Annotated in this window: 27 protein-coding genes; 2 read left to right on the top strand and 25 right to left on the bottom strand. The window is 44.3% G+C overall.

The window, feature by feature from the left end:
* Positions 1-16: 16 nt before the first annotated feature.
* From rpsA to J7649_RS01960, 25 genes are all read right to left on the bottom strand, one after another.
* Positions 17-1,693, bottom strand: coding sequence for a 30S ribosomal protein S1 (gene rpsA, locus J7649_RS02080; RefSeq protein WP_004278854.1), 1,677 nt, complete (start codon positions 1,691-1,693; stop codon positions 17-19).
* A gap of 110 nt (positions 1,694-1,803) precedes the next feature.
* Entirely contained in the window at positions 1,804-2,487 is a 684-nt protein-coding gene (cmk, locus tag J7649_RS02075; RefSeq protein WP_219309125.1) for a (d)CMP kinase, read from the bottom strand.
* A 17-nt stretch (positions 2,488-2,504) separates the two neighbouring features.
* Positions 2,505-2,936: an SRPBCC family protein gene (locus J7649_RS02070; protein ID WP_219309123.1), complete on the bottom strand. Its 432-nt coding sequence runs from the start codon at positions 2,934-2,936 to the stop codon at positions 2,505-2,507.
* 60 nt (positions 2,937-2,996) lie between these two features.
* Positions 2,997-3,512: a tRNA adenosine(34) deaminase TadA gene (gene tadA / locus J7649_RS02065; protein ID WP_114541085.1), complete on the bottom strand. Its 516-nt coding sequence runs from the start codon at positions 3,510-3,512 to the stop codon at positions 2,997-2,999.
* Between the two features lie 7 nt (positions 3,513-3,519).
* A complete protein-coding gene (locus tag J7649_RS02060) occupies positions 3,520-4,641 on the bottom strand; it encodes an enoyl-CoA hydratase/isomerase family protein (protein WP_219309121.1) in 1,122 nt (373 codons plus the stop codon).
* Positions 4,638-5,351, bottom strand: coding sequence for a uracil-DNA glycosylase (ung, locus tag J7649_RS02055; protein WP_219309111.1), 714 nt, complete (start codon positions 5,349-5,351; stop codon positions 4,638-4,640). Before ung ends, J7649_RS02060 begins: the two co-directional genes overlap by 4 nt.
* 46 nt (positions 5,352-5,397) lie before the next feature.
* A complete protein-coding gene (locus J7649_RS02050) occupies positions 5,398-5,994 on the bottom strand; it encodes a 6-pyruvoyl trahydropterin synthase family protein (RefSeq protein ID WP_004278864.1) in 597 nt (198 codons plus the stop codon).
* Between the two features lie 152 nt (positions 5,995-6,146).
* The gene (gspK, locus tag J7649_RS02045) at positions 6,147-7,118 is read right to left on the bottom strand and encodes a type II secretion system minor pseudopilin GspK (protein WP_219309109.1); all 972 of its coding nucleotides are present in this window, start codon (positions 7,116-7,118) and stop codon (positions 6,147-6,149) included.
* Positions 7,119-7,124: 6 nt separating this feature from the next.
* On the bottom strand, positions 7,125-7,766 hold the full coding sequence (gene gspJ / locus J7649_RS02040) for a type II secretion system minor pseudopilin GspJ (RefSeq protein WP_219309107.1): 642 nt from the start codon (positions 7,764-7,766) through the stop codon (positions 7,125-7,127).
* Positions 7,763-8,314: a type II secretion system minor pseudopilin GspI gene (gene gspI, locus J7649_RS02035; RefSeq protein ID WP_404976566.1), complete on the bottom strand. Its 552-nt coding sequence runs from the start codon at positions 8,312-8,314 to the stop codon at positions 7,763-7,765. Before gspI ends, gspJ begins: the two co-directional genes overlap by 4 nt.
* Positions 8,304-8,855: a type II secretion system protein gene (locus J7649_RS02030; RefSeq protein ID WP_005106567.1), complete on the bottom strand. Its 552-nt coding sequence runs from the start codon at positions 8,853-8,855 to the stop codon at positions 8,304-8,306. Before J7649_RS02030 ends, gspI begins: the two co-directional genes overlap by 11 nt.
* Positions 8,856-8,864: 9 nt before the next feature.
* The gene (locus J7649_RS02025; protein WP_005252237.1) at positions 8,865-9,479 is read right to left on the bottom strand and encodes a TetR/AcrR family transcriptional regulator; all 615 of its coding nucleotides are present in this window, start codon (positions 9,477-9,479) and stop codon (positions 8,865-8,867) included.
* Positions 9,480-9,520: 41 nt separating this feature from the next.
* Positions 9,521-10,294 (bottom strand): TatD family hydrolase, encoded by a 774-nt coding sequence (locus J7649_RS02020; RefSeq protein ID WP_005252239.1) that lies wholly within the window; start codon positions 10,292-10,294, stop codon positions 9,521-9,523.
* 27 nt (positions 10,295-10,321) lie between these two features.
* Positions 10,322-10,663, bottom strand: a complete 342-nt coding sequence (locus J7649_RS02015) for a PilZ domain-containing protein (protein WP_004645468.1) — start codon at positions 10,661-10,663, stop codon at positions 10,322-10,324.
* Between the two features lie 15 nt (positions 10,664-10,678).
* Positions 10,679-11,659 (bottom strand): DNA polymerase III subunit delta' C-terminal domain-containing protein, encoded by a 981-nt coding sequence (locus tag J7649_RS02010; protein WP_219309103.1) that lies wholly within the window; start codon positions 11,657-11,659, stop codon positions 10,679-10,681.
* 14 nt (positions 11,660-11,673) lie between these two features.
* Complete coding sequence (kdsB, locus tag J7649_RS02005; RefSeq protein ID WP_219309101.1) at positions 11,674-12,435, bottom strand: 3-deoxy-manno-octulosonate cytidylyltransferase; 762 nt, start codon at positions 12,433-12,435, stop codon at positions 11,674-11,676.
* A gap of 12 nt (positions 12,436-12,447) precedes the next feature.
* The gene (gene lpxK, locus J7649_RS02000) at positions 12,448-13,452 is read right to left on the bottom strand and encodes a tetraacyldisaccharide 4'-kinase (protein WP_219309099.1); all 1,005 of its coding nucleotides are present in this window, start codon (positions 13,450-13,452) and stop codon (positions 12,448-12,450) included.
* Positions 13,453-13,455: 3 nt separating this feature from the next.
* A complete protein-coding gene (gene msbA, locus J7649_RS01995) occupies positions 13,456-15,183 on the bottom strand; it encodes a lipid A export permease/ATP-binding protein MsbA (protein ID WP_219309098.1) in 1,728 nt (575 codons plus the stop codon).
* Complete coding sequence (locus tag J7649_RS01990) at positions 15,183-15,605, bottom strand: ExbD/TolR family protein (protein ID WP_044109548.1); 423 nt, start codon at positions 15,603-15,605, stop codon at positions 15,183-15,185. Before J7649_RS01990 ends, msbA begins: the two co-directional genes overlap by 1 nt.
* 10 nt (positions 15,606-15,615) lie before the next feature.
* Positions 15,616-16,254 (bottom strand): MotA/TolQ/ExbB proton channel family protein, encoded by a 639-nt coding sequence (locus J7649_RS01985; protein ID WP_004645474.1) that lies wholly within the window; start codon positions 16,252-16,254, stop codon positions 15,616-15,618.
* 33 nt (positions 16,255-16,287) lie between these two features.
* Positions 16,288-17,175 carry a ParB/RepB/Spo0J family partition protein gene (locus tag J7649_RS01980; protein ID WP_004731487.1) on the bottom strand — a complete coding sequence of 296 codons (888 nt, stop codon included), beginning with the start codon at positions 17,173-17,175 and terminating at the stop codon, positions 16,288-16,290.
* Positions 17,172-17,954, bottom strand: a complete 783-nt coding sequence (locus J7649_RS01975; protein WP_005106558.1) for a ParA family protein — start codon at positions 17,952-17,954, stop codon at positions 17,172-17,174. The genes J7649_RS01980 and J7649_RS01975 overlap by 4 nt, the downstream gene beginning before the upstream one ends.
* 25 nt (positions 17,955-17,979) lie before the next feature.
* The gene (gene rsmG, locus J7649_RS01970; protein ID WP_004645477.1) at positions 17,980-18,612 is read right to left on the bottom strand and encodes a 16S rRNA (guanine(527)-N(7))-methyltransferase RsmG; all 633 of its coding nucleotides are present in this window, start codon (positions 18,610-18,612) and stop codon (positions 17,980-17,982) included.
* Between the two features lie 85 nt (positions 18,613-18,697).
* Positions 18,698-19,387, bottom strand: a complete 690-nt coding sequence (gene murU, locus J7649_RS01965) for an N-acetylmuramate alpha-1-phosphate uridylyltransferase MurU (protein ID WP_219309097.1) — start codon at positions 19,385-19,387, stop codon at positions 18,698-18,700.
* Complete coding sequence (locus tag J7649_RS01960; protein WP_004731490.1) at positions 19,388-20,401, bottom strand: aminoglycoside phosphotransferase family protein; 1,014 nt, start codon at positions 20,399-20,401, stop codon at positions 19,388-19,390.
* A 121-nt stretch (positions 20,402-20,522) separates the two neighbouring features.
* Here J7649_RS01960 and J7649_RS01955 point away from each other — a divergent pair, with 121 nt between their 5' ends.
* Positions 20,523-22,976 (top strand): LPS-assembly protein LptD, encoded by a 2,454-nt coding sequence (locus J7649_RS01955; RefSeq protein ID WP_219309096.1) that lies wholly within the window; start codon positions 20,523-20,525, stop codon positions 22,974-22,976.
* Positions 22,976-24,283 carry a peptidylprolyl isomerase gene (locus tag J7649_RS01950; protein WP_219309087.1) on the top strand — a complete coding sequence of 436 codons (1,308 nt, stop codon included), beginning with the start codon at positions 22,976-22,978 and terminating at the stop codon, positions 24,281-24,283. The genes J7649_RS01955 and J7649_RS01950 overlap by 1 nt, the downstream gene beginning before the upstream one ends.
* The last annotated feature ends 80 nt before the right edge of the window (positions 24,284-24,363 follow it).

Raw genomic sequence — 24,363 nt, 5'->3', positions numbered from 1 at the left:
CAATTCAAACGCTTACTTAGTTGCCCATTTGAGCTTTGATCAGGTCACCAATCGTCTTAGGACCATTGTCTTGACCAGCAGGAGCTGTTTTCAAGTTAGCAACTGCTTCTTTCTCTTCAGCTTCGTCTTTCGCTTTGATAGACAAGTTGATTGCGCGAGATTTACGATCTACGTTGATGATCTTCGCTTCAACTTCTTGACCAACTTCAAGGAACTTAGTTGCATCTTCAACGCGGTCGCGGTTGATTTCAGATGCTTTCAGAGTCGCTTCAACTTCGTCAGCTAACTTAACAGTAGCGCCTTTAGCGTCAACTGCAGTTACAGTACCTTTAACCAACGCACCGCGTTCGTTAGCAGCAAGGAAGTCATTGAACGGATCGTTGTTCATTTGCTTGATGCCAAGGCTGATACGGTTGCCTTCAGCGTCTACAGAAAGGATAACTGCTTCAACAGTGTCGCCTTTCTTGTAACGACGAATCGCTTCTTCGCCTTGTTCGTTCCAAGAAATATCAGACAAGTGAACTAGACCGTCGATACCGCCTGGCAAACCGATGAAGATACCGAAGTCAGTGATAGATTTGATCGTACCAGAAACTTTTTCGCCTTTGTCGTGATCTTTAGCAAACTCTTCCCATGGGTTAGCACGAGTTTGTTTGATACCAAGAGAAATACGACGACGTTCTTCATCAACTTCAAGAACCATAACATCAACTTCGTCACCAATCTGAACAACTTTAGATGGGTGGATGTTTTTGTTCGTGTGATCCATTTCTGAAACGTGTACTAAACCTTCAACGCCTTCAGCGATTTCAGCGAAACAACCGTAGTCAGTCAGGTTAGTTACGCGCGCTTTAACGATTGAACCTTTAGGGTAACGGTTCATGATCGCTAACCATGGATCTTCGCCAAGCTGTTTAAGACCTAGAGAAACACGGTTACGTTCGCGGTCGAATTTAAGTACTTTAACAGTAACTTCTTGACCCACTTCAACAACTTCTGAAGGGTGCTTGATACGTTTCCAAGCCATGTCAGTGATGTGAAGAAGACCATCAATACCGCCAAGGTCAACGAATGCGCCGTAGTCAGTAAGATTTTTGATCGTACCAGTAACTGTTTGACCTTCTTCAAGCTGAGCAAGAAGAGCTTCACGGTCAGCTGAAGATTCAGCTTCCATAACAGCACGACGTGAAACAACAACGTTGTTACGTTTAGCGTCAAGTTTGATTACTTTGAATTCTAACTCTTTGCCTTCTAGGTGAGTAGTATCACGAATAGGACGAGTATCAACTAAAGAACCTGGAAGGAACGCACGTACTGGACCGATGTCAACAGTGAAACCACCTTTAACTTTACCAGAGATAACACCAGTAACGATTTCGCCGTCTTCAAAGATTTTTTCAAGTTTAGTCCAAGTTTCTGCGCGTTTAGCTTTTTCGCGAGAAAGAACTGTTTGACCCATACCGTTGTCAAGTGCTTCAACAACTACGTCTACAGTGTCGCCAACTTGAACTTCAAGTTCGCGCTGTTCATTTAAGAACTCAGCACGGTCAACAACGCCTTCAGATTTAAGGCCAGTGTCAACAGTTACCCAATCAGAGTCAATGCTTACTACAACGCCCTGGATAACTGCACCCTTTTCAACGTTGAGGTTTAATTCGCTTGCTTCAAAGAGGGCTGCAAAAGATTCGGTCATGATATTTCCGATAAAGTCAGCGGTCTTGGATCAGACAAGGCCGGTTTAATTAAGCATCTACATAGTCCATATAAAACTGATCAAGCTATGCGTTTGCTGATAAAATTGGGTTAATTTGCTAACTGCTGATCCACATACGTGGTCATCAGCTGGAATACTTCATCGATATTCAAATCTGAACTATCAATAATGTAAGCATCATCCGCAGGCTTGAGTGGAGCGACAGTGCGTTCCATATCTCGTTTATCGCGAGCGATGATATTAGCTAAAATGTCGCTTATTTTAACATCCAGCCCCATGCCCTGCAACTGCTTTACACGTCTTTGCGCGCGTGATTCAGCCGAGGCCGTCAAATATATTTTTGCCTGAGCATTCGGGAAGATACTTGTCGCCATATCACGTCCGTCTGCTACCAGACCAGGCGCCTGTGCAAAGGCATGCTGACGTGAAACCATCGCTGTTCTAAGCTCAGGAATTGCTGCAACTTTTGAAGCAAACTCTCCTACCCGTTCAGTTCGAATAGTTTGGGACACATCTTCACCATCCAGCCACACCTGCACCCCGGTGGCGGTACTGACAAACTGGATATCTAAATTTGTTGCGATTTGTACGCATTCTGGCAATTTCGTGTCTAGCGAATCCAGCAAATCATGGTGATGCAATGACAAACCCAAAAGGCGGTATAAAGCACCAGAATCCAATAAGTGAAACTGATAATGTGCAGCCAGTTTCGCTGCTAACGTGCCCTTGCCAGACCCACTTGGACCATCAATGGTAATAATTTGAACTGTCATTGCTTTCCCGTTGTTGTTTAAACAGATTTTGCGAGTTTTGTCAGGCCTAGTTTAATCGCTGCCTGTAACTGTGCAAGGATTAATTTACTCACAAAAGGCGCACGTGCCTGCAATTCAATCGTATAAGTTACTAACGTTTTGTCATCAGCCAGTGCTTCAAATTCAATAATGCCTAAATGATGCTTGATCAATGGATTTTTAATAATCTGATATTCGATGCGATTATTTGGCTCGAACAAGGTAATTTGTTCTTTCAGCGGCTTCACTGGCCCCATACCCATTGCACGTACTGAACCGAGTCCATCAGGATATTCAGCATCCGCAGAATCCTTGATTCGTTCGACCTGCATCGGTGCGAGGGCAATATTATAAGTGGCATGCTTGGACATCAAATTGAAGACATCATCAAGGGCTGCTGGGAATTCTTTTTTTACTTGGATGCTGTTCATTATTGTTCCTGAAGATTGCAGATATTTGAAAGTAAGCAAATTTTAGCGGATAAAGCAGATTTATTTCTGCGTATTTAATAACTTTTCTTGTAACTTGAATTGTCGTTTCTGCTCGCGACGCAACTTAAAAAATGCACTGAGCTGTTCAGAGCATTGCTGCTGCATGCAGCCTGCCTGGAAAGAAAATACGTGATTATAATAACCGGTTTCAAACAGTTGACGCGCACTCACCAGTGAACCTGCTTTCGCTTCAAATGCGCCAAATACTACCCGTGAAACCCGTGAATGCACCAGCGCACCAACACACATGGTGCACGGCTCTAAAGTCACATAAAGCACTGCATCATCAGGTAAACGATAATTCTGGATGTTTTGACAGGCATCACGCAGCGCCACAATCTCGGCATGCGCGGTCGGATCATTTAAAGAAATCGGCGCATTAAAGCCCTGACCAATGATCTGATTCTGACTAACAATAATCGCACCCACCGGAATTTCGCCCTGTGCGGCAGCAAGTGCAGCCTGCGCATAGGCAAGCTGCATCCAGTATTCATCGCTCAATTGTGTTTCGGACATGTAAAACTTAAATCACACCATACTGTTTTAGCAAGGCATTCCAGCTTTCAATATTGGTCACCGGAGGATTTCCAGACAGGATACCTTTTAAGCTCATATCTGCACCTTTTTTCCACTCAGGACTAAGGTCTTTATCGACCAGACGTGCACGCACACCTTCGACAAAGTCATGATGACGGATTTTCCAGTCTGAGATCTGAACTTCCAGTTCGAAAACTTCATTCCAGGAATGTACCTGCTTACCCCATTGCCATAATAGCCAGGTCAAGGCTGCAGTAGTTGGCGAACCTTTTTTCAGGTTTTCACTGGCCTGACGCAACCAGTCACTACGAGCATCACTCAGGCCAATAATCGACTCATAATCATGCTCAAAGTTTATGCCACGGCAAACACTATGAATCACATCCAGAGAGTTTTGCAGCGGGCCCGGGCCGACCGGACGGTGCATACTATTCAGGGTGTCATCAATGGCACGGAAGTCACCTGCAGGATAATGCTCCCAGTCGATATTAATGACTTTATCCAACACTGAATCACGCTGTGCATCACAAATATGCGTTGCCCAGCCAATCCCATAAGCGCCCGCAGCGGTCATGATTGATCCGGTCAAGCCGGTAAATAGACCAATCGCACCACGATCTGCCAGGAAGCGGGTTGCACCTACGTCTGGATACAAACCGATATTGATTTCAGGCATGGCCAAACGTGAATATGGTGTCACTAAACGGAAAGGCGCTGCCATAAACAGGCCCAAGCCACCGCCCATCACATAACCTTCACCCCAGACTAAAACGGGTTTGGCATAATTATGCAATAACAGATCAAGTGCATATTCTTGCTCAAAGAATTTATTGGCAGTCGCGACTTCATCATTAATCACTAACTGACGCAGTTTACGCACATCCCCACCTGCACAGAACGCTTTCGGTGTGGTTGAATCCAGCCAGATGGCTTTTACACTGTCATCATGATGGAAATCCTGAAATACTTCCAAGAGTGCGGAAGCAATCGATTCATCGAGAGCATGCAAAGATTTTGGGCGATTTAAACGAACGATACGCCAACCATTGTGCGCTTCTTCAACAATCAAATCCGGATGATAATGTTTAGTAAGGGGAGAATATTTCATGCGTCCAGCTGCCAATCTATAGGCTCAATGCCATGTTGTTTGAGGTAGTTATTCGATTTTGAAAATACTTTACAACCAAAAAAACCACCACGGTTTGCTGCCAAAGGCGATGGATGTGCTGCCTTTAACACGAGATGCTTGTCTTGATTAATGCGCTGTCCTTTACGCTGTGCGTATGCGCCCCAAAGAATAAAGACAATATGTTCACGCTGTTCATTTAATACATCAATGACGTGATCGGTAAATTCTTCCCAACCGCGCTTCTGATGCGAAGTTGGCTGACCTGCTTCGACGGTCAGTACTGCATTTAACAGAAGCACACCCTGCTCTGCCCAATGCGTCAAGTCACCATGCTTCGGTCTTTCAACCCCAACATCTGCATGTAACTCATGAAAAATATTACGCAAAGATGGTGGTAATGCAACCCCCTTTTGCACGGAAAAGCTTAATCCATGCGCTTGATTTGGGCCATGATAAGGGTCTTGCCCTAAAATCACCACTTTTACCCGATCTAGCGGCGTGGTATTCAAAGCATTAAAAATCAGATGATTGGGAGGATAAATGATTTTATCTGCTTTTTTTTCTTCAACGAGAAATGCTTTTAATTCATCCATTTTTGGCCTGAGCAAAAATTCACTCAATCCATATTTCCAGCTTTCATCCAACTGAACTTTATTCAGCTTGGCCAGTTGCTGTTCATTTAAAGACATTCTTCAATCCTAAATCTATGTCAATGGATTTAAAGTCACGCAGACTTTAAATCTGTACCTGTAAATCTACTGTAGGGTTATGAAATGGTGTGCCCTGTTTGAGCTTGGCGAACATGTCCGGATCTGTCCATTCGGCTTGCACCTGTTCAGAGAACTCAAGTTGCTCCAGACTCAAAATTCCCATCTGTTCATTTTGAATATCTTCTAAAAAGCTTTGTGCATAGCCGGTGTCAGTTTCATGCACAATCACAGAATAGACTTCGACATCACCTTCGCCATTTTGAGTCACGGTCGATGCCAGCACTTGCTGTGCCAGAAAGAAGAAAATACGTGAAAACTGCTCTGCTGATGGCGATACCGGCAAAGATACCCAGCGCGCGCTGAAATTCTTGCAGGCCTGAATATATTCCGGGTCGTCATTTTGCCAGAAGCAGATGGCATGATCGAAAGAATCAAAGAAATCCTTAATCACACCTTTAAGCAGACCAAAGTCATAGACCATTTGACCATGATCTAGCTTCGAGGCTTTTAGCAATAACTCGACTTTATAACTATGGCCATGGATCGAACGCTTACAGCGATCTGACGTGCAGTTACGCACAATATGAGCATTCTCAAACTTAAATAACTTACGAATTAACATATGCCGTAATGTCGTCAAAAAATAGGTGAATTAATTTTGATTATAAAGCAAAAGTAAAGCTTTGAGGATTAATTTTGCTGTTTAGCATGATAGGGAAAAGGCATCAGCCCGGCATTTGCGCTTATACAGCCTGTACAATTCATGAGCTAAAATTAAAATGGCGCCATGCTACGGTAAGCGACATAAACCTGTTTGTCCTGGCGAACCAGATCACTACTAAATTGGCGCTTACGCTCACTTAAAACCACTTCGATTCGGGCTTTAAAATAATTGGATTGCACCCCAAGCAGACTGTTAAACAAATTACGCTTGTCCGCATCGACCTGAGCGAAAGGCTCCAGTGACCATAGATCAGTCACATTGGAAAAGTGCTCCAAATTGGCCTGACGCTGATCCAGCAATTGCTGCACTGCATTCACATCCAGCTTTTCATCCATACTGGCCAAAAGAAAAGCTGAAGCGGTATTAATATTGACCAAGCCCTCCTGCACCGGTGCAGTACTCAGATAAGGTGCTATCAGCTTATATTTACTCTCTTTAAAACCACGTACCAGCTTTAATTCTTCTACGCTGTGAAATTTTGCATTCGGTGGCAAAGCAGCATTTGGCAAGCCTTGATAATAGTTAGATTCGGCGCCCATGCCCCCACTGACCAGCTCGTCTGCATCCTGCCAGTCAATGACTGCTTCACTCAGCTGTTCCGGCAAACCGGCACGTTTTAGAATCAGCTCGAACCATGCTTTGGCATTTTCATTGACTGCGCCTTCGGCAGTAATCAGGCTATTTAAATTAAACTTGCCTGATTCATCCTGTATTATTCCGGAGACATAACCGTCATCTACCGGAAAAGCTGGCATGGGCTGCGCCCAGGTTTCCTGCAGATGGTCGACCTTTGCGGCATTTTCAGCTTCATCGACCAGCAATTCAGAAAAAAAGGCCTCAGCACTTTTGGCATACATTAAGGACTGGTTTTGTCGCATCAAATAGGCAGTGCTTTCAGCAGTTGCAGCTTGACGTTGCGCAATCGTAGCCGCCAGAATAGTCGCTAGCGCTACCATCACCAGAATGGTAATCAGTGCAATGCCCTGCTGCTGCTTGATCATGATCGCTTTATTCATTTTCATTTCTTATTATTCTGAGCTGGGTTGACCGGTGTTCTGAGTATCAAGCAAAAAGTCCGTATTCAATAAACTGAACATCCATTCATAACTTACACCATTCACGGTTAAATTGATTTTAATCCCTTTAGGCAAACGCTGTTTATGCTCCAACTGATTCAGATCAGCAGAAGCATCTGGCCATTGCGTGAGCTCATTCGGATTGAGTACGACGATCTGGAATTGTTCCACTTCCGACAATAAAACACTGGATTCGGGCTGATCTTGACCTGTCTGATTCAGGTTCCGGTATTTCAAGCGATAAAGTTTCTGCTCATCAGCTCGATACTGATATTCAATGCGCTCATCTGGGGAAATCCCCTCTTCCAAAGGGTCAGTCACTCCAGTTTTACTGAAATTAAAGCGTCCGTTCTGTAGCACTAGAGCCGGCTGAATATCGCCATTGATATTGGCCGTTAAGGGTACTGCCTGTACGGTATCTCGCAGAATCTGCTGATAGGTTTGCTGTAACTGACCTAAACGCTGTTCATGAATCACATTCTGATCTTTGGTTTTGACAATATAATCAAAAACTTTCCAGCCCAAAGCAGACAGCACCGCAAAGATCGCAATTGCGACCATTAATTCAACCAGGGTAAATCCTTTAGGCTTCATGGAGTATTGTTCATACGATGATTAAAGAACATCAGACTGCTGATGCCAGATTCAACCTGACCACTGTCCTGATTAACCAGACTAATCTGTAATTCGATTCGCTGGACATTCGGACTGACCGTCGGCTCACTACGCTTGTCAATCTGCCAGGTTTCACCTTGCTGGGTCAGCTGTTTGGAAGCCGTGCCTTCCATCCATTCCTGATTGATTTCCATTTGTGCCACTTCATTTAAGGCAACAAACTGTGCTTTGGTACGTAGAATGGCATTTGAGGTGGATTGGGTATATTGCATCGCGACTTTGGTCAGGGTTATGGCTGCGGTCGCAAAAATTGCCAAGGCGACCATAACTTCCAATAAGGTAAAACCTGAGGCACGATTAAGTCGAGTAACACTCGACCTGAGCGACATTGTCGCGCAAGAAAGTCCGATAGCAGCGCAAGACGAAGTCCTATGCTTGCAGCACACATGATCAAATCCATGAACACTCGCCTTAAACAACTTGATTACACCAGACCCAGCGCTCTGCTTGAAATATCTAGATTTCATTGATTTTACCCAGATGATCAATCTCAATCGCAGCACCCACTTCACGGTCTTCTAAAAAGAACTGAATCCGCACCGGTTTGACTTCACCATTGCCGAGCCAGATTAATTGAGGTGAATTTGCCTGAGTCAGGTCACGATTTTGTGCCCTGGCATAACGCTGCTGTTCCAGTGCCTGAATTTGAAAGGAAATATGATCAGGCAAACTACGCAATTTAAAATCTGCATAATTTTGCCATTTCTCATTTTGCAGGTTCGGTTCAGTCTGCGCTGCCGAACGATATTCTATAATTCCATAGCGAAATGGCGTGACATCTGTCGCTGATTGAACGTCAAGCGCGAGTATTCTGGATTGGTCATTAGCCTCGCGTAGCACCCGTTGCAAGTCCACCAATAAAATTTCCCGTGCCTGCATCGCTTTGCGCTGATCGACACCACTGGTATTCAGCAGCACTAGTGAAGCCATAATTCCCATAATCACAATCACCACCATCAATTCGATTAAGGTAAAGCCACGAACTGCACTGTGAGGTGATCTGATCATAGGACAACCTTAGGCAAACTGCTCGGCTGAATGTACCTGCTTAGGCAAAGCCAGTGCCTGATCGATATAGGCTACACGCAATGTATCGCGCGAACCCAAATAACGCTGATAGAAACTGGAATTAAGAATTGCAGCTGCACCATGGGTCAACGACCAGATCGAAGCCAGATAATCGCGTACTGACATGCGGCTATTAATAGAAGCCAGATAAGTTTCTGTCATACGGATAATCAGGCGTAAACGCTGTTTGCGCACCTGATAAAGTTCGCTAAAAAGGTGCTGGATTCCAACCCCAGTCGTCGACAGGCGTTCTTCAATCTGATGAAACAGCACGGTTCGTTCCGGATGATGTAAATGATGCAGCATAAAGAAGGCCAGATGTTCAGGAAAGGCTTTATCGCTATCCTGAATCATTTCCAGCAACATGCGCTCATTACGGATAATCAGCAGCATGTACAGCTCATCTTTACTCTGAAAATGTTTATAAAGTGTCCCTTTGGCCAGATCAAGCTCGGCAGCCAGCGCATCTAGCGTCATTCCTGCTTCACCATTTTCCAACAGGAGCTGTTCTGCAACTTGAAAAATCAAGGTTTCTCTTGCTCGAAACTGAGCCTGACGATCCATCTTCACCCTATAAACTCTCTTTGTACTTTATATAACTTTATTTACTTTAAATTCAGAAGATTTTCAAAGTTCTGCTTTGTGATAAAAGCCATTTCTTCTAGCGACTTATCATATACATCGCAAAGCGCTTTGGCTACATAAGGAACGTATTTAGGCTCATTAGATTTGCCACGATACGGCATTGGCGCAAGATAAGGACTATCGGTTTCAATCAGCACACGATCCAGCGGAACCTGTTTGGCGACATCACGCAGATCCTGCGCATTTTTAAATGAAACAATTCCGGAAAATGAAACATAATAGCCGCAATCCAGTACTGCTTTAGCGGTTTCCCAGTCCTCGGTAAAACAGTGCAGGATGCCATGCGTAGATTTTTCCGCGCGAATAATATCGACGGTATCATGCTTGGCGGAACGGGTATGAACGACTACAGGTTTTTTGGTGATTTGTGACGCATGGATATGCCGGGCGAAACAGGCTTTTTGCTCTGCAATAAAATCGGTACTGTGATAATAGTCCAGACCTGTTTCACCGAGTGCCCAGACTTTCTCCGGTTGCGCCAGTTCGACCAGATATTCAGTCGTGGCACGCGCCATGGTTGCAGCATCTTCGCAAGGATGTACGCCAACGGTATATCCGACATCTGCATGACACGCGGCAATTTTGGCCAGCTCGATATGATCATCCAGATCGACCGAGATACTCATGAATTTGGAAACACCGGCTTCACGAGCCTGAGCCAATGCTTGGTCCAGATCACCATGATATGGTGTCAAATCAAGCAGGGTTAAATGACAATGAGTATCTACAAACACGATGCGTTCCTACCAAGGGTAAATTAACTACATAGTGTAACTTTTACGTCCTTCAGATTTAAGACCTGCAACCAGACGATCTGCTTCATTTTTAAAATAAACGCCTTTTTCACCGCTTAACTGGATGCCAAAGCCTTGTGGCTTGATGCCATTCTGCTTTTGCGAGACCCAGATGACTTTACCGGTTAAAGGAATTTTCTGGGTCTGGTCAGGCAAAGTCGTCAATACAAAAACCTCTTCGCCCAGTTTGACCGGCTGCTTGGAAGGAATAAAAAGCCCACCACCCACAACATAAGGCATATAGCTGGCAAACAGTGTTTCAATGTCAGGAATAGTAGCCTGAATAATACCGCCCATACGTGGTTGCATGTGATTTCCCCTTAATTAAAGATTCATCAGCTTGATAAACAGTTCATCGATGACCAGATTGCTTTGGACATTCTGCTCGAGATATTGCTTGGCGCGCTGAAAATCTTCATAAATTTTAAAAAGTGCTTCTAATGAATATTGTTCGGCAAGCACATTCAACTCAAGATCAATGTTTTTCACCGTCTGATTTAGCTTGACACAAATTAAATCGGACAACAAGTATTCAAACATTTGAGCAAATTCACCAAAACTCAGGCTTTTATTCCATTTGGTCGCAATTGCCAGTGGCATATTTTTTTGAATGACCAGTTTTTGCCAGTCTTGCAGGAATTCCTGACGCAGTGGCAGCCAGGCACTTTGTGCAACCTCTAATGCCTGTAACGGCATCTGATTAGACAGGTTCATCAATAACTGTTGCTGGCTAGCGCCTGCATCTGGTAACTGCTTCTGGACATAATCGCTAAATTGTTCTGCGGAAATTCGATCCAAAGCAAAATGCTGCAAACGACTGCGGATGGTCGCGGGCAATTTTAAATAATGATTCGCCAGTAAAATAATCACCGTATTATCACCGGGTTCTTCCAGTGTTTTAAGCAAGGCGTTAGCAGAGGCAATATTTAAGGCTTCTGCCGGCTCAATCACAATTACACGCCAGCCATCTACAGTCTGTTGCACAAAAGGCAGAAGATCACGAATCTTCTCGATCTTGATTTTAGCATTCTGTTTTTTATTGTCTTCATCGGTACTGATATGCACATAGTTGGGATGGGTATCTGCCTTTAACCATTGGCAGCTACTGCATTCACCACATGGCCCGGCAGGCTGACGATTCAGGCATAACACCCAAGCCAGAAACTGTTGGGTAAACGCTTCTTTGCCACAGCCTTTTTTTCCATAAAACAATAAACCATGCCCAAGCTTGGGAAAGCGTCCGGTCAGGGTTTCCCAAACCTGTTGCTGCCATGGATAGATATGTGCATTGACATCAAAAGGCATGTATTTGACTCTTCTTAGGCAAAATGGGAAAGCTCCATCTGATTTAGGCGATCCAGATCTTCCTGGGTATCTACCCCTGGCGGCAAATTGGCTTCAGCCACCGCAATGGCAATACGGTGTCCATTTTCCAGTACCCGTAACTGTTCTAGAGATTCCAGTTTCTCCAGCACACCCATTTCCCAGGTCACATATTCTTGCAACAGTTTGACCCTATAGGCATATAGACCTAAATGACGATAGGCCTGATCATGCAGCTTCAGTTCAGCCAGTTTCGCGCCATCACGGTCATAAGGAATGGTAGCACGGCTAAAATACAATGCCTGCTGGTGTTTTGACATTACGACTTTTACAATGCTGTCGCGTTTGAATTCATCCAGTTGATGGATCGGCTCACATAGCGTCGACATGGAAGATTCAGGCTGATCTTCCAAGAGTTGAGCAACCTGTTTTACCAGTTGCGCCGGCAGTAAAGGTTCATCCCCCTGTACATTGACAATGATGTCATCACTGGCCCAGCCTTTAGTTCGAGCCACTTCACTCAAGCGGTCTGTGCCTGAAGGATGATCCGCTGAGGTAATCACCACATCAATGCCTTCAGCACGGCAAACGGCTGCAATACGCTCATCATCAGTTGCCACACACAGATCGTCAAAACCTTGCACTTTTTTGGCTTGGTCCACTACCCGCAGAATCATGGGACGACCATGAATTTCCAGCAAAGGTTTACCCGGTAAACGTGAACTGGCGAAACGTGCAGGAATAACAATGTGTTTCATAATGAATGAGCCTTAAGAAATTTGAATACCGTATTGTTGTAACTGTTGCTGCAAGACTGTATAGCAGGCTGGCGATAGGACTGCATCGACTGGCACCACCCAGATATCCTGTTTAAAATCTGGATATTGTTTAAGTAGCGCCATAATTTTTATTGCGTCTTTTTCAGTGGTAATAATCGGATTGTTATCATCGAACTGTAAATCTTCAATGTCATAGTCATGATGGTCTGGAAACTCATGACACTGAAATTGTTCTATGCCTAAATTTTGCAAGGTCTGATAAAACCGCTGTGGAAAGCCAATGCCGACTACCGCATAAAAAGCCGCTTGAGGGTTAAAGATTTTAGTGTTGTCCTGATTAAGCAAATAAGGCTGTGATGCAGCCAGATGCATATGCAGTTCAGAGCTTGGGTTAGCCGAATGCTCAATTACGGTTCCCGTTTTCAAACGGGTCACTGGTTCACGTAGATAACCTTCTGGAAGCAGTTTCTGAGTACCCAGACCGCGATTATTATCCAGCACAATCCACTCAATCTGGCGATTCAAGGCCCAATGCTGCAGGCCATCATCACAGATAATCAGATCTAGTTCATGTTTGTGCAGCAATAACTCGATACTTTTCTGCCGGTTGGGACCAACTGCCATCGGCACGCCTGTTGCCTGTACAATCAAGGCAGGCTCATCTCCGACAATCTCCGGCAAGGTATTAAAGTCGACATAGGCAGGAAATGGACCTTGGCCGCCATAGCCTCGACTGATCACGCCTACTCGAACATTTTTCTCGGTTAAATAATCCACCAGATGAATCAACAAAGGTGTTTTACCGCTACCACCGACTGTGATGTTACCAATTACCATAACGGGAATTGGTGCACTATAACTTTTTTTGATGCCTTTTTGATAAAGCCAGTGATTGCTGACAAAACCCAGGCGATACAACCATGACAAAGGACGCAGCACCACCAGCCACTTTGCCTGTGCATTCCAAGCATCCTGAATGATTTGTGCCAGTGCCATAAGTTACTGTTCCTCAAAGTTACGCTGATGCAACTGATAATAAGCACCATGTAGCGCAATCAGTTCGGCATGACTGCCCTGCTCAACAATACGGCCCTGATCCATGACAACAATACGATCCGCGTTTTCAATCGTCGATAGACGATGTGCAATTACGATGGTGGTACGGTCCTGCATGGCTTTATCAAAGGCACGCTGAATAAAGTATTCCGACTCGTTATCCAGCGCACTGGTCGCTTCATCCAGAATCAGAATAGAGGCATTTTTCAAAATTGCTCGCGCGATGGCGATGCGCTGACGCTGGCCACCAGACAGGTTTAAACCCTGAGCACCCAGCTGAGTATTATAACCTTGCGGTAGTGCCATAATAAAATCATGCGCATAGGCTGCCTTTGCTGCCGCGATAATATCTTCATCGGAAGCACCTTCGAGCTGACCATAAGCAATATTTTCCCGCACGGTACGATTAAACAGTACTACTTGCTGGTTCACCATAGCAATCTGGGTTCGCAAGGCGGTAATTTCAAAATCTTCAATCGGTTTCTGATCCAGCAAGATCTGCCCAGAAGTTGCATCCTGATAACGCACCAGCAGATTCACCAGAGAACTTTTTCCTGCACCAGAACGTCCTACCAGCGCTACTGTTTCACCGGCCTTGACCTGCAAATTAAAGTCATGAATAGCATGATGGCCATCATCATAAATCAAGTTGACATCTTTAAACTCGATATCGCCTTTCAGGCTATCCGTTAAAGTCCCGGTATTTTTTTCTTCAGGCATATCCAGCAATTCAAATACCGAATGAGCCGCAGCCATACCACGTTGAATTTTTTCATTGATATCCGTCAAGGCTTTGATCGGTCTTGCCAGCATACCCGCCGCAGTAATATAAGCGACAAATTCACCCGCAGAGGTATCACCCAGAATTTGCGGACGCAAGGCAATAAACATCACAATACTCAGTGAAATCGACATGATCAACTGAACGACAGGACTATTCAACTGTTGCACAGCGACCATTTTCAAGCCACGACGCAAGTTTTCAAGCGAGTTCTGTTTAAAGCGTTCCTGCTCAGAACTTTGCCCGCCAAAACCCTTGACGATCAGGTTGGCATTCACCGTTTCCTGCACTACATGGTTCACATCACCCATGGTGTCTTGTACTTGTTGCGATAATTTACGCATCCGTCTTGCAGCTTTACTGATAATAAAACCTATGACGGGTGCAAAAATCAGGATACACATGGTCAGACGCCAGTTGGTATACAACAGGTAGCCTAATAATGCCAGGGTGATCAAACCTTGTTGCAACAAGGTTCTTAGGGCTTCAGTTGAAGCAGCGGTTAGCTGTTCAACGTTATACATGATTTTGGCAGTAATATGCCCGCTGGTATTGTCCAGATAATACTGGGAAGGTAAACGCAGCAATTTTGCAAAAACTTCCTGACGGATATTGAATACCAGATTCCGGGAAATTACCGCAGTAAAATATCCACCCATGAACAAACCCAGGCCCCGGAAGAACATGAGTATGACCACTAAAAACGGGAAAAGTGATGTGAAACTCTGGTCTTTATTTTGAATCGCCTCAATAATATATTCCAGTAATTTAGCGACAGAGACTTCCGTAGCGGCATTAATAGAAAAACCCAGCAGGACAAGCAATGCAATGCCCCAAAACGGTTTTAAATAACTTAAAAGGCGAAGATAGACCTTAAAATCGTGCTTCACTAATAACCTCGGGTGGGTACTTTGGTACTGATATTAATATTTACAAAGCCGAGCTGCCCGGCCACATCCATGACACGAATCACGTCCTGATGGCTGGCTTTTGCGTCAGCTGCAATGACAAACATTACATCACGGCGTTCATTAGAAATCTGTTTAATTGCAGTATTTAAATCCGCGACTTCCTTACTGGCCAAGGATTGACCATTGACTGCGTAATGACCATTGGCATCCACAATCACTTCAACTTTCTGATCATAGCTTTTAGGCGGTACACCTTGCGCATCCGGCAAGGTCAGATTCATTCGGCTCATTTGGCTAAATGTCGTCGACAAAAGTAAAAAGACCAGAATAAACAGCAGACAATCAATCATCGGTGTCAGATTAATATGTACATCTTCCACCTGGTTGCGTTTGAATTTCATCATCCGCCTCCTAGCTGGCTTTTTGCATGTCTTGATCTATGTCTGCATGATTACGATAAAAAAGATCCGCATGAAACAAAGTCGCTTGCTGTTCAAGTTCAGCCACATATTCCTGAACCAGACGCTGAAAATAACGGTGCGCAAACAGTGCAGGAATTGCAATCAACATACCGGCTGCCGTGGTAATTAAAGCCTTGGAAATACCCGGCATCATCAATACCGGATCACTCCCGGTACCTACATCGATCATCAGGAAAGATTCAATAATCCCAAGTACAGTTCCCAATAAACCGAGTAAAGGCGCAACTGCACTCAAAGTTCCCAGAAAATTAATGTTTTTTTCCAGATAACCAATTTCCTGTGATGCCACCACTTCCATCTGTGCGCGAGCATACTGCTCACCTTGCTGCTTGCTGGCATAGCCTGCAGTAAATACCCGACCCAAAGTGCTTTGCTTTAAGGCCGCACTTTGATTCATTTTTTGCATGACTTGTGCTGTATTTTGCGAAGGCCCCATCAACAGTGTCAACGGAAGTACTGCATTCTTTTTCAGGCGAATCAGACGCTCGATCGAAATCGCCAGCATAAAGATAGAACACAAGACCAGGGGCAGCATAAGCCAGCCACCTGCTTTAACCAATTCCCACATCTAATTTATTCCCCAATAAAAAAAATATATAAATTATTCATCTTCTAAAATAGAAAGAATGCCATCCAGCTCTTCTAAAGAGTGATAGCTAATAACCAGTTTCCCTTTACCTTGCTTGTTATAGTCAATTTTAACATCTGCACTGAAACGCTCTGAAAGGCGCTGAGTCAATTGCTGAATATCCGGTGCTACAGCTTCTTTTACTTTTTCTTGTTTAGGTGTATTGAAATCACGGACTAACTGCTCGGTTTGACGAACAGACAGACTTTTTTCAATTACGATATCTGCAACTTTGAGCTGATCTTTAGCTTTTAAGGTTAAGATCGCACGTGCATGCCCCATATCCAGCAAACCCTGCTGCATAAAGTCTTTCACTTCTTCTGCCAGGCTAAGCAGGCGAAGTAGGTTACTCACTGTCGTACGCGCTTTACCCACGGTATCTGCAATTTCCTGATGGCTTAAGCCAAATTCTTCATGGAAACGTTGCAGAGCCATCGCCTGATCAATCGGATTCAGATCCTGACGCTGGATGTTTTCAATCAATGCCAGTGCAATGGCAACCTGATCATTCAGATCCCGTACAATCGCAGGAACCTCGGTCAAACCCGCCAGCTGTGCAGCACGCCATCGACGTTCACCCGCAATAATCTCGTATGGATAGCGTTCATCGTCAACCGGACGGATCACGATTGGCTGCATGATGCCATGCTTTTCAATCGATGCCGCCAGTTCCTGCAAATCCTGCTCGTTAATATAACGGCGTGGCTGATATTCACCACGCTTGAGCAAATTCACATCAATCTGTTTCAACTGACCATGATCAAGACCTTGGGCTTCGAGTTGTAATTTTTCTTTTTGAATTGATCCCAGCAAGGCATCCAAGCCACGACCTTTGGCGAGTCCACGTTTCTTGACGGTCATGCTTTACTTCCTTTTTTCACTTTGCTTTTCTTTAATACTTCAGCTGCCAGATTTAAGTAAGCAACTGCACCCTTTGAGCTTTTTTCAAAATAAATCACCGGCAAACCGTGTGCTGGTGCTTCAGCCAGACGGATATTCCGTGGAATCACGGTTTCATACAGTTTTTTACCAAAATATTGTTCTAATTCTTCAGAGACATCACGAGTCAAGGCATTGCGTGCATCGTACATGGTGCGTAATACACCGACAATTTGCAGGTCCGGATTCAAGGCTTGCTGAATCCGATCGATGGTTTGGGTTAAATCCGCCAGACCTTCCAGTGCATAATATTCACACTGCATTGGAATCAGCACACCATCCACGGCTGCCAAAGCATTGACAGTAATCAGGCTAAGACTCGGTGCACAATCAACAATGATATAGTCGAATGAAGCTTCAATTTCCTGCAATGCATCCCGCAAAATGAACTCGCGCCCTTCCTGCTCTGCAATCGCCAACTCAACCCCAGCCAGATCACGGTTTGCCCCAAGAACCTTGTAGCCGACTTCCGCCTTAGAGATCGCCGTTTCAATCGGCACTTCACCCAGCAATACATCCGTGACCGAATAGAGCAAGTCATTCTTCTGAATGCCAGACCCCATGGTCGCATTGCCTTGCGAATCCATATCAACCAGCAAAACACGTTTTTTTAACACAGCTAAAGATGCCGCCAAATTTACTGCGGTTGTGGTTTTACCAACACCACCTTTTTGGTTTGCAATCGCAATAATTTGTGCCATGTTGCCCCCAATCCCTTTAAAAATCTTAAATACGTTTTAATAGAAGTAAATGACGCTGTTCGTCTAAGCGCGGAACTTTAAGTTCAATAATCTCACAACTAAATTCATTTTTTAAAGTAGCAACTTCATCTTCAGGAATTAAGCCTTTCATTGAGGCAATAATCGTTTGTTCGTGCATATATGGCTTAGAAGCATCGACAAAGTCTGTTAATGATGCAAAGGCACGACTGGTAATCACATCAAATTGACCCAGCTCATTGATGCTGTCTTCGTTTTCTACACGCGTTTGCACGGCAATAACATTTTTAAGTTTTAAGTCAGCAATAAACTGTTTGAGGAAACGAATTTTTTTACCGTTAGAATCCAGTAATACACATTCACGCTCAGGCTGACATAAAGCAATGATCATGCCCGGCATACCACCACCAGTACCGATATCCAGTAATCGACCCGCTGGCAAGTCCTTTAAAATACTTAAACTGTCGAGCAGATGCTTGACTAGCATTTCCTTAGGATCACGGATTGCAGTCAAATTGTATGCTTTGTTCCACAGCACCAAAGCATCCTGATACTTGAGTAATAAATTTAAAGCCTCATCAGATAGCTCTAAACCCAAAGCCTGGCTACCCTGCTTTAGTTCTTGAAAAAACATGTGCATAAACAATCTACGCTCGAAAAAGTTAGGTGGAAGTATACCGTTTTCTCTATATTGGCACAGTAGGCACTGCTTAGCGAATATTCACTTAAGCAAACTTCCCTTCACGGATCATTGAATCCAGTGCCGCTAAACGCTCCGGGGTTCCCACATCAACCCAAATGCCTGCCAGTTTAGAAGCGCCAACCTGCTGATTCTGCATTGCCGCTTTTAGCAATGGGGCTAAAGGACGCTTGCCAATGTCTAAGCCTTGGAACATCTTCGGATCAAGTACGGATATACCGCTAAACGTCAGGTTTTCACCTTCGATTTGCTGATCAAAGGTATAAGCCTTCCCGTCTGCAAGCGTAAAATCACCCTCTGGATGTTGTTCAGGGTTCTGCACAAGTACAAGATGCGTCAAATTACCCTTTAGATCAATATCCAGTAAAGGAGCAAAATCCATCGTGGTCCAGACATCACCATTTAACAGAATAAAAGGTTCATCACCGAGTAGCGGCAAGGCATTAATGATTCCACCAGCGGTTTCCAGACCTTCACCCTCATGTGACCAAAGGATGTTAATGCCAAATCGTGAACCATCGCCCAAAGCTTCTGCGAGTTTTTCACCGAGCCAAGCCGTATTGATGACAATTTCAGTGACACCGATCGCAGCCAGTTTCTCTATATGCCAGACAATTAAGGGCTTGCCCCCAACTTCCAGCAAAGGCTTTGGCGTATGCAGCGTTAGCGGCCGCATACGATTACCGAGTCCTGCGGCCAAAATCATCGCTTTCATTCAGGCAGCCACCTCATATGAGCCATATTTAGCTTCAAATGCAGGCATCACTCTGTCACGCATAAACTGCATGAATGGCTCTAGTTCTGCATAAGCCTTAGATTCTTCAAGCAGATACCACATCACACGTGGTAAGTCCTTGAGATAACCTGACTTGCCATCACGTTCAAACAGACGCACAAAAATACCTAAAATCTTGATATGACGCTGAATCGCCATCATGTCGGCGTCTTTTTTAAACTGTTCAAAGTCACGCTCTTCTTTAGCAGATGCTGGCAACAAGTCATAAAAGTTTTTGAACCAGCGATACACACGATCGGCATTCCACTGTACATAGGCATCACGGGTAATCGAGATCAAGTCATAAGTATCCGCACCAATCACAGCATCCTGAAAATCAATCACACCGAGTTCGGTTTCATTGTCGATTTTCATCAAGTTACGACTATGGAAATCCCGATGCACGATCACCTGTGGCTGTGCCAATGCGGCATTCGCCAAAATCGCAAAAGTGCGTTTGATCAAGGCGCTTTCTGATTCAGTCAGTTGAACCTTTAACGCTGGTAACATCCAGTCAGTCAGCAATTCCATTTCCGAGATCAGTTTTTCATAAGAATATGCCGGGAAATGCCCTTCTCCAGCAATCGATTGTAGTTGAATAAGCTGCTTAAAGCTTTGCTCATAATAGGCATCTACAGTCTCGTCATTCAGCAGATTCGACAGCAGCACATCACCAAAGTCTTCGAGCAGTAAAAAGCCATTTTCCAGGTCTTTTGCCACGATATGCGGAACACGCACGCCATGTGCATCAAAAAACTCATCTATCGTCACAAAAGGCACACAATCTTCTTTTTCTGGTGGTGCATCCATCAGCATAAATGTTTTATTATTCAGTTTGATTCGTGCATAACGACGGAAGCTGGCATCACCTGCTAAAAAATGAGTTTCAAATTGATCTGAACCGAGTACAGAGGCAATCCAAGATTGTATCAATTGTTCGCGTTGTGTATTCATTTGCAATTAATTCTAATACAGGCTGAGTTTTTAAAGTGCTAAGTGTAGCTACTTATCAACTTTTTCTCTATGATGCGACAATAATTAATTGCGATAAAAGCATGATTGGTTAATGAGACAAATGAAGCATCACTTTAAAATAAATCCTCTAGCGACTGCGATCTTAACCCTTTTATGTGGCAGCTCAGCCTCCGGCTATGCTGCATCAAATGTCTCGTCCGATGTAAATGCAGAACAACTCAAACAGCGCATAAATGAGACCTATCCAGGTGAAGCATTCTTTTCGCAATACTATGTCGACAAATCCTCAGCTGAGGCACAGCAGCGGCAGGAAAAATACTTAAGTTCAGCTTATTGTGAAGGCACCTGGGTGACCCCGATTGCCCCAGATGCAGCAACCGTTGCGCCAGATCAAGCTACATCCACCATTACTGCAGATTATGGTCACTACAATCCAGCAGGTGACTCTTATTTAGAAGGCAATGTCATTATTGACCAGCAAGGTCGCCAGATTCGTGCTGAACGCGTAACGATTGATCAAACCCAAACCTATGCAAAAGCAGAAGGTCGTGTACAACTTGCTCAGGGTGGCCTGCTCTCGCAAAGTGATGATATTAATTATAATTTAAAGACCCAAGAAGGCGACCTAAACAACAGTTTCTATATTGCCGAGCAGCAACATGCGCATGGCCGGGCAGAAAAGATCGCCAGAACTTCGACCGAAACGGTAGAACTCGAAAATGCCACCTATAGCACCTGTCCACCTGAGCAAAAACCGACCTGGAAAATCCAGGCAGAAAAGATCAAGCTGAACCAGGAAACCGGACGTGGTGAAACCCGGAATACAAAACTTTATGTTAAAGATGTTCCAGTCTTGGCAGTTCCCTATTTCAACTTCCCGATTGATGACCGCCGCACTACCGGTATTCTGACGCCGACATTTGGCTTTACCAATGATGGTGGTCTGGAACTGGGTGTTCCGGTTTACCTGAATTTAGCACCACAATATGATGCGACAATTACGCCGCGTTATATTGGCGATCGTGGTGTAATGCTGGATGGCGAGTTCCGTTATCTGACTGAGAATTATGGTGAAGGCCGTATTTGGGGAGGTTATTTACCTTCCGATGAAAGCTATAGCGACGAAGACCGTAAAAGCCTGCATTTCTTACATAACTGGCAGATCAATAATCAGCTTTCCACCAATCTTGAATATAACTACGCTTCAGACAAAGATTACTTTGCCGATCTGGATAACAACCCGAACTCTAAAACTGACCTGAACTTACGCCGTGCCTGGGAAGTCAATTACAAAAATGGTATTCCTGGCTTAAAGGCACAATTCAAAGTCGAAGATTTCCAGACCTTAGATCCAACTGTACTGGATGAAGACCGTCCTTATGCACGTTTGCCGCAGCTTTTAGTCAATTACAAAACTGGTAATCCATTGGGATTACAGCTTGAATTTAATAACGATACGGCTTATTTCCAGAAAGACCTGAGAAATTTCGCCGATACTGATCCAACGGGTGAGAAGGTATATCAGCCAAGTGGTACACGGATCTATAACGACTTTTCCGTGCGTTATAATCATTTTACCCCGTGGTCATTCTTCATTCCTCAGGCGACTGTACGCAACATCAATACTTTCTATGATGAAAAAACCCAAAGCCGTAGCGCGTCTAGTGAAAACAATTCGATTGTGGTGCCACAATTTACACTAGACACCGGCTTAATTTTTGAAAAAGAAGGTACATATTTACAGACCTTAACGCCTCGTCTGTTCTACGCCTATTCACCTTATGAGAACCAGCAGAATCAGCCGAACTTTGATTCAGTCGTTGCTTCGATTAATTATGATCAACTTTTCAGTGCGCGTCGCTTTTATGGCAATGACCGCCTGGAAGACAATAACTTTGCTTCCTTAGGTCTGAGCTATAGCCTATTTAATGAAGAAGGTCTGGAGCGCCTGCGTGCCAGCATTGGACAGAGCTTTTTCTTTGAAGATCGCCGTGTAACGCTGGAAAATGATGCAGATGAATTCGACCGTGAAAGTCATACTGGCCCTGTAATTCAACTGACCAGCCAGCTGTCAAATAATGTTCACGTTAATCTGAACTCAAGCTGGATGTCGAATGGATCGAATGCCCAACGAGATTTGCAGGTTTATTATACCGGTGATCAAGGCAATCTTTATAACTTAGGTTATTTCTATCGCAAAGATATTCCGAACCGTCAGGACAACTATGACCAGATCGTGGGTTCATTTATTCAGCCGATTGCCAACAACTGGCGTCTGGTTGGACATGCGCAGTTTGACCTGGATAATAGTGTCGCACGGGAATATTTACTTGGCGTGAACTATGAGTCATGCTGTTGGGGAGTTTCTGTTTATGGTCGCTCATATTACAATGACTTAGATGACGTTAATGATTCAAACGTCAAAGCCAAACGCGCTATTATGGCCGAAGTCAGCCTGAAAGGCTTAGGTGGGTTAAGCAGCAAACTCACCTCATTACTAGAAAATCGTATTCTAGGTTTTAACAATATCAATCAAACTTGGACAGAACGTTAATGAAGACAAAACAGTTAAAACAAATTTTTAAAGCAACCGCACTTGCGCTATGCCTTTCTTCAGCGATGACGACTTTTGCTGTTGCCCAACCTAAAGATGAAGTTGTAGCTGTAGTCGACAATAGTGTTATTCTGCGTAGTGACCTGGCTCAAGGTGTAGCCGAAATCTCACATCAGCTGCAAAAACAGAAAAAGACAGTTCCACCACAACAATATCTTGAGCAACAAGCTTTAGAGCAACTGATTATTCGTCAGGCACAGCTTGAACAAGTTAAACGTTATAACATTCGTCCAGATGAAAAAGCTTTAAATGAAGCCGTCCTGAAAGTTGCCCGTGATTCTGGTTCACCGAGTCTGGAAGCATTCCAGCAGAAACTGGATGCCATGGCACCGAATACCTATGCTTCTTTACGTAACCGTATTGCCGAAGATTTAGCACTGAATCGTTTACGTCAACAAATCGTGACTTCACGTATTCAAATTACAGATCAAGATGTTAAAAACTTCTTAAATACCCCGCAAGGTCAAGCTTTGCTTGGCAGTCAGGTCCATGTACTGCATTTACGGGTAAGCGGTGAAAATGCTGAACAAATTGCAACAAAGGTAAAGCAAGAATTAAATAGCAGCAATGACATTCAGGCGATCAGCAAAAAGTACAGCACTGGCGGCATTAAAGTCGAAGCTGCTGATATGGGTGTGAGAAATCTGTCAGAAATTCCAGCAGAACTGGCTGCACGCGTGACCATCCTGCAACTAGGTCAGACTTCTGAACTGATTCCTGTGGCTGATGGTGTACATGTTCTGAAGCTCTTGGAACGTAAAGGTGGCGAACAGAAAGCCCTTGTTCCTCAATATTTAACACGACACATTCTGATTCAACCGTCTGAAGTGGTCAGTCCTGAAAATGCCAAGCAGATGATTGACAGTCTGTATAATCGCCTGAAACAAGGTGAAGATTTTACTGTTTTAGCTTCAACGTTCTCCAATGATACTGGCTCGGCTCGTGATGGCGGAAGTCTTGGTTGGGTCAGCCCTGGGGTGATGGTGCCTGAATTTGAACAGCAGATGAAAAGCACCCCAGTAGGTCAGTTCAGTAAACCGTTTCAATCCCAGTTTGGCTGGCATATTCTGCAAGTGAGCGAAACACGCCAACAAGATATGACACAGGAATATCAGGAACGTATGGCTCGCCAATTGCTTGGTGAACGTCAATTTGATGCCGAATTAGATAGCTGGTTACGTGAAACGCGCAATAATGCTTATGTAGAAATCAAAGATCCTCAACTGGATCCTAAACGTAACCGTTAAGCCTTACCATAATCCTAAAAAGCCAACGACATCTCGTTGGCTTTTTATTTAAAAAACTTAAAACGTACAGATATAAAAAA

It is taken from the genome of Acinetobacter lwoffii (assembly GCF_019343495.1).
Lineage (GTDB): Bacteria > Pseudomonadota > Gammaproteobacteria > Pseudomonadales > Moraxellaceae > Acinetobacter > Acinetobacter lwoffii_P.
Note: the sequence above shows the minus strand (reverse complement) of the source record. Positions and strands in the feature narration are given on the sequence as shown.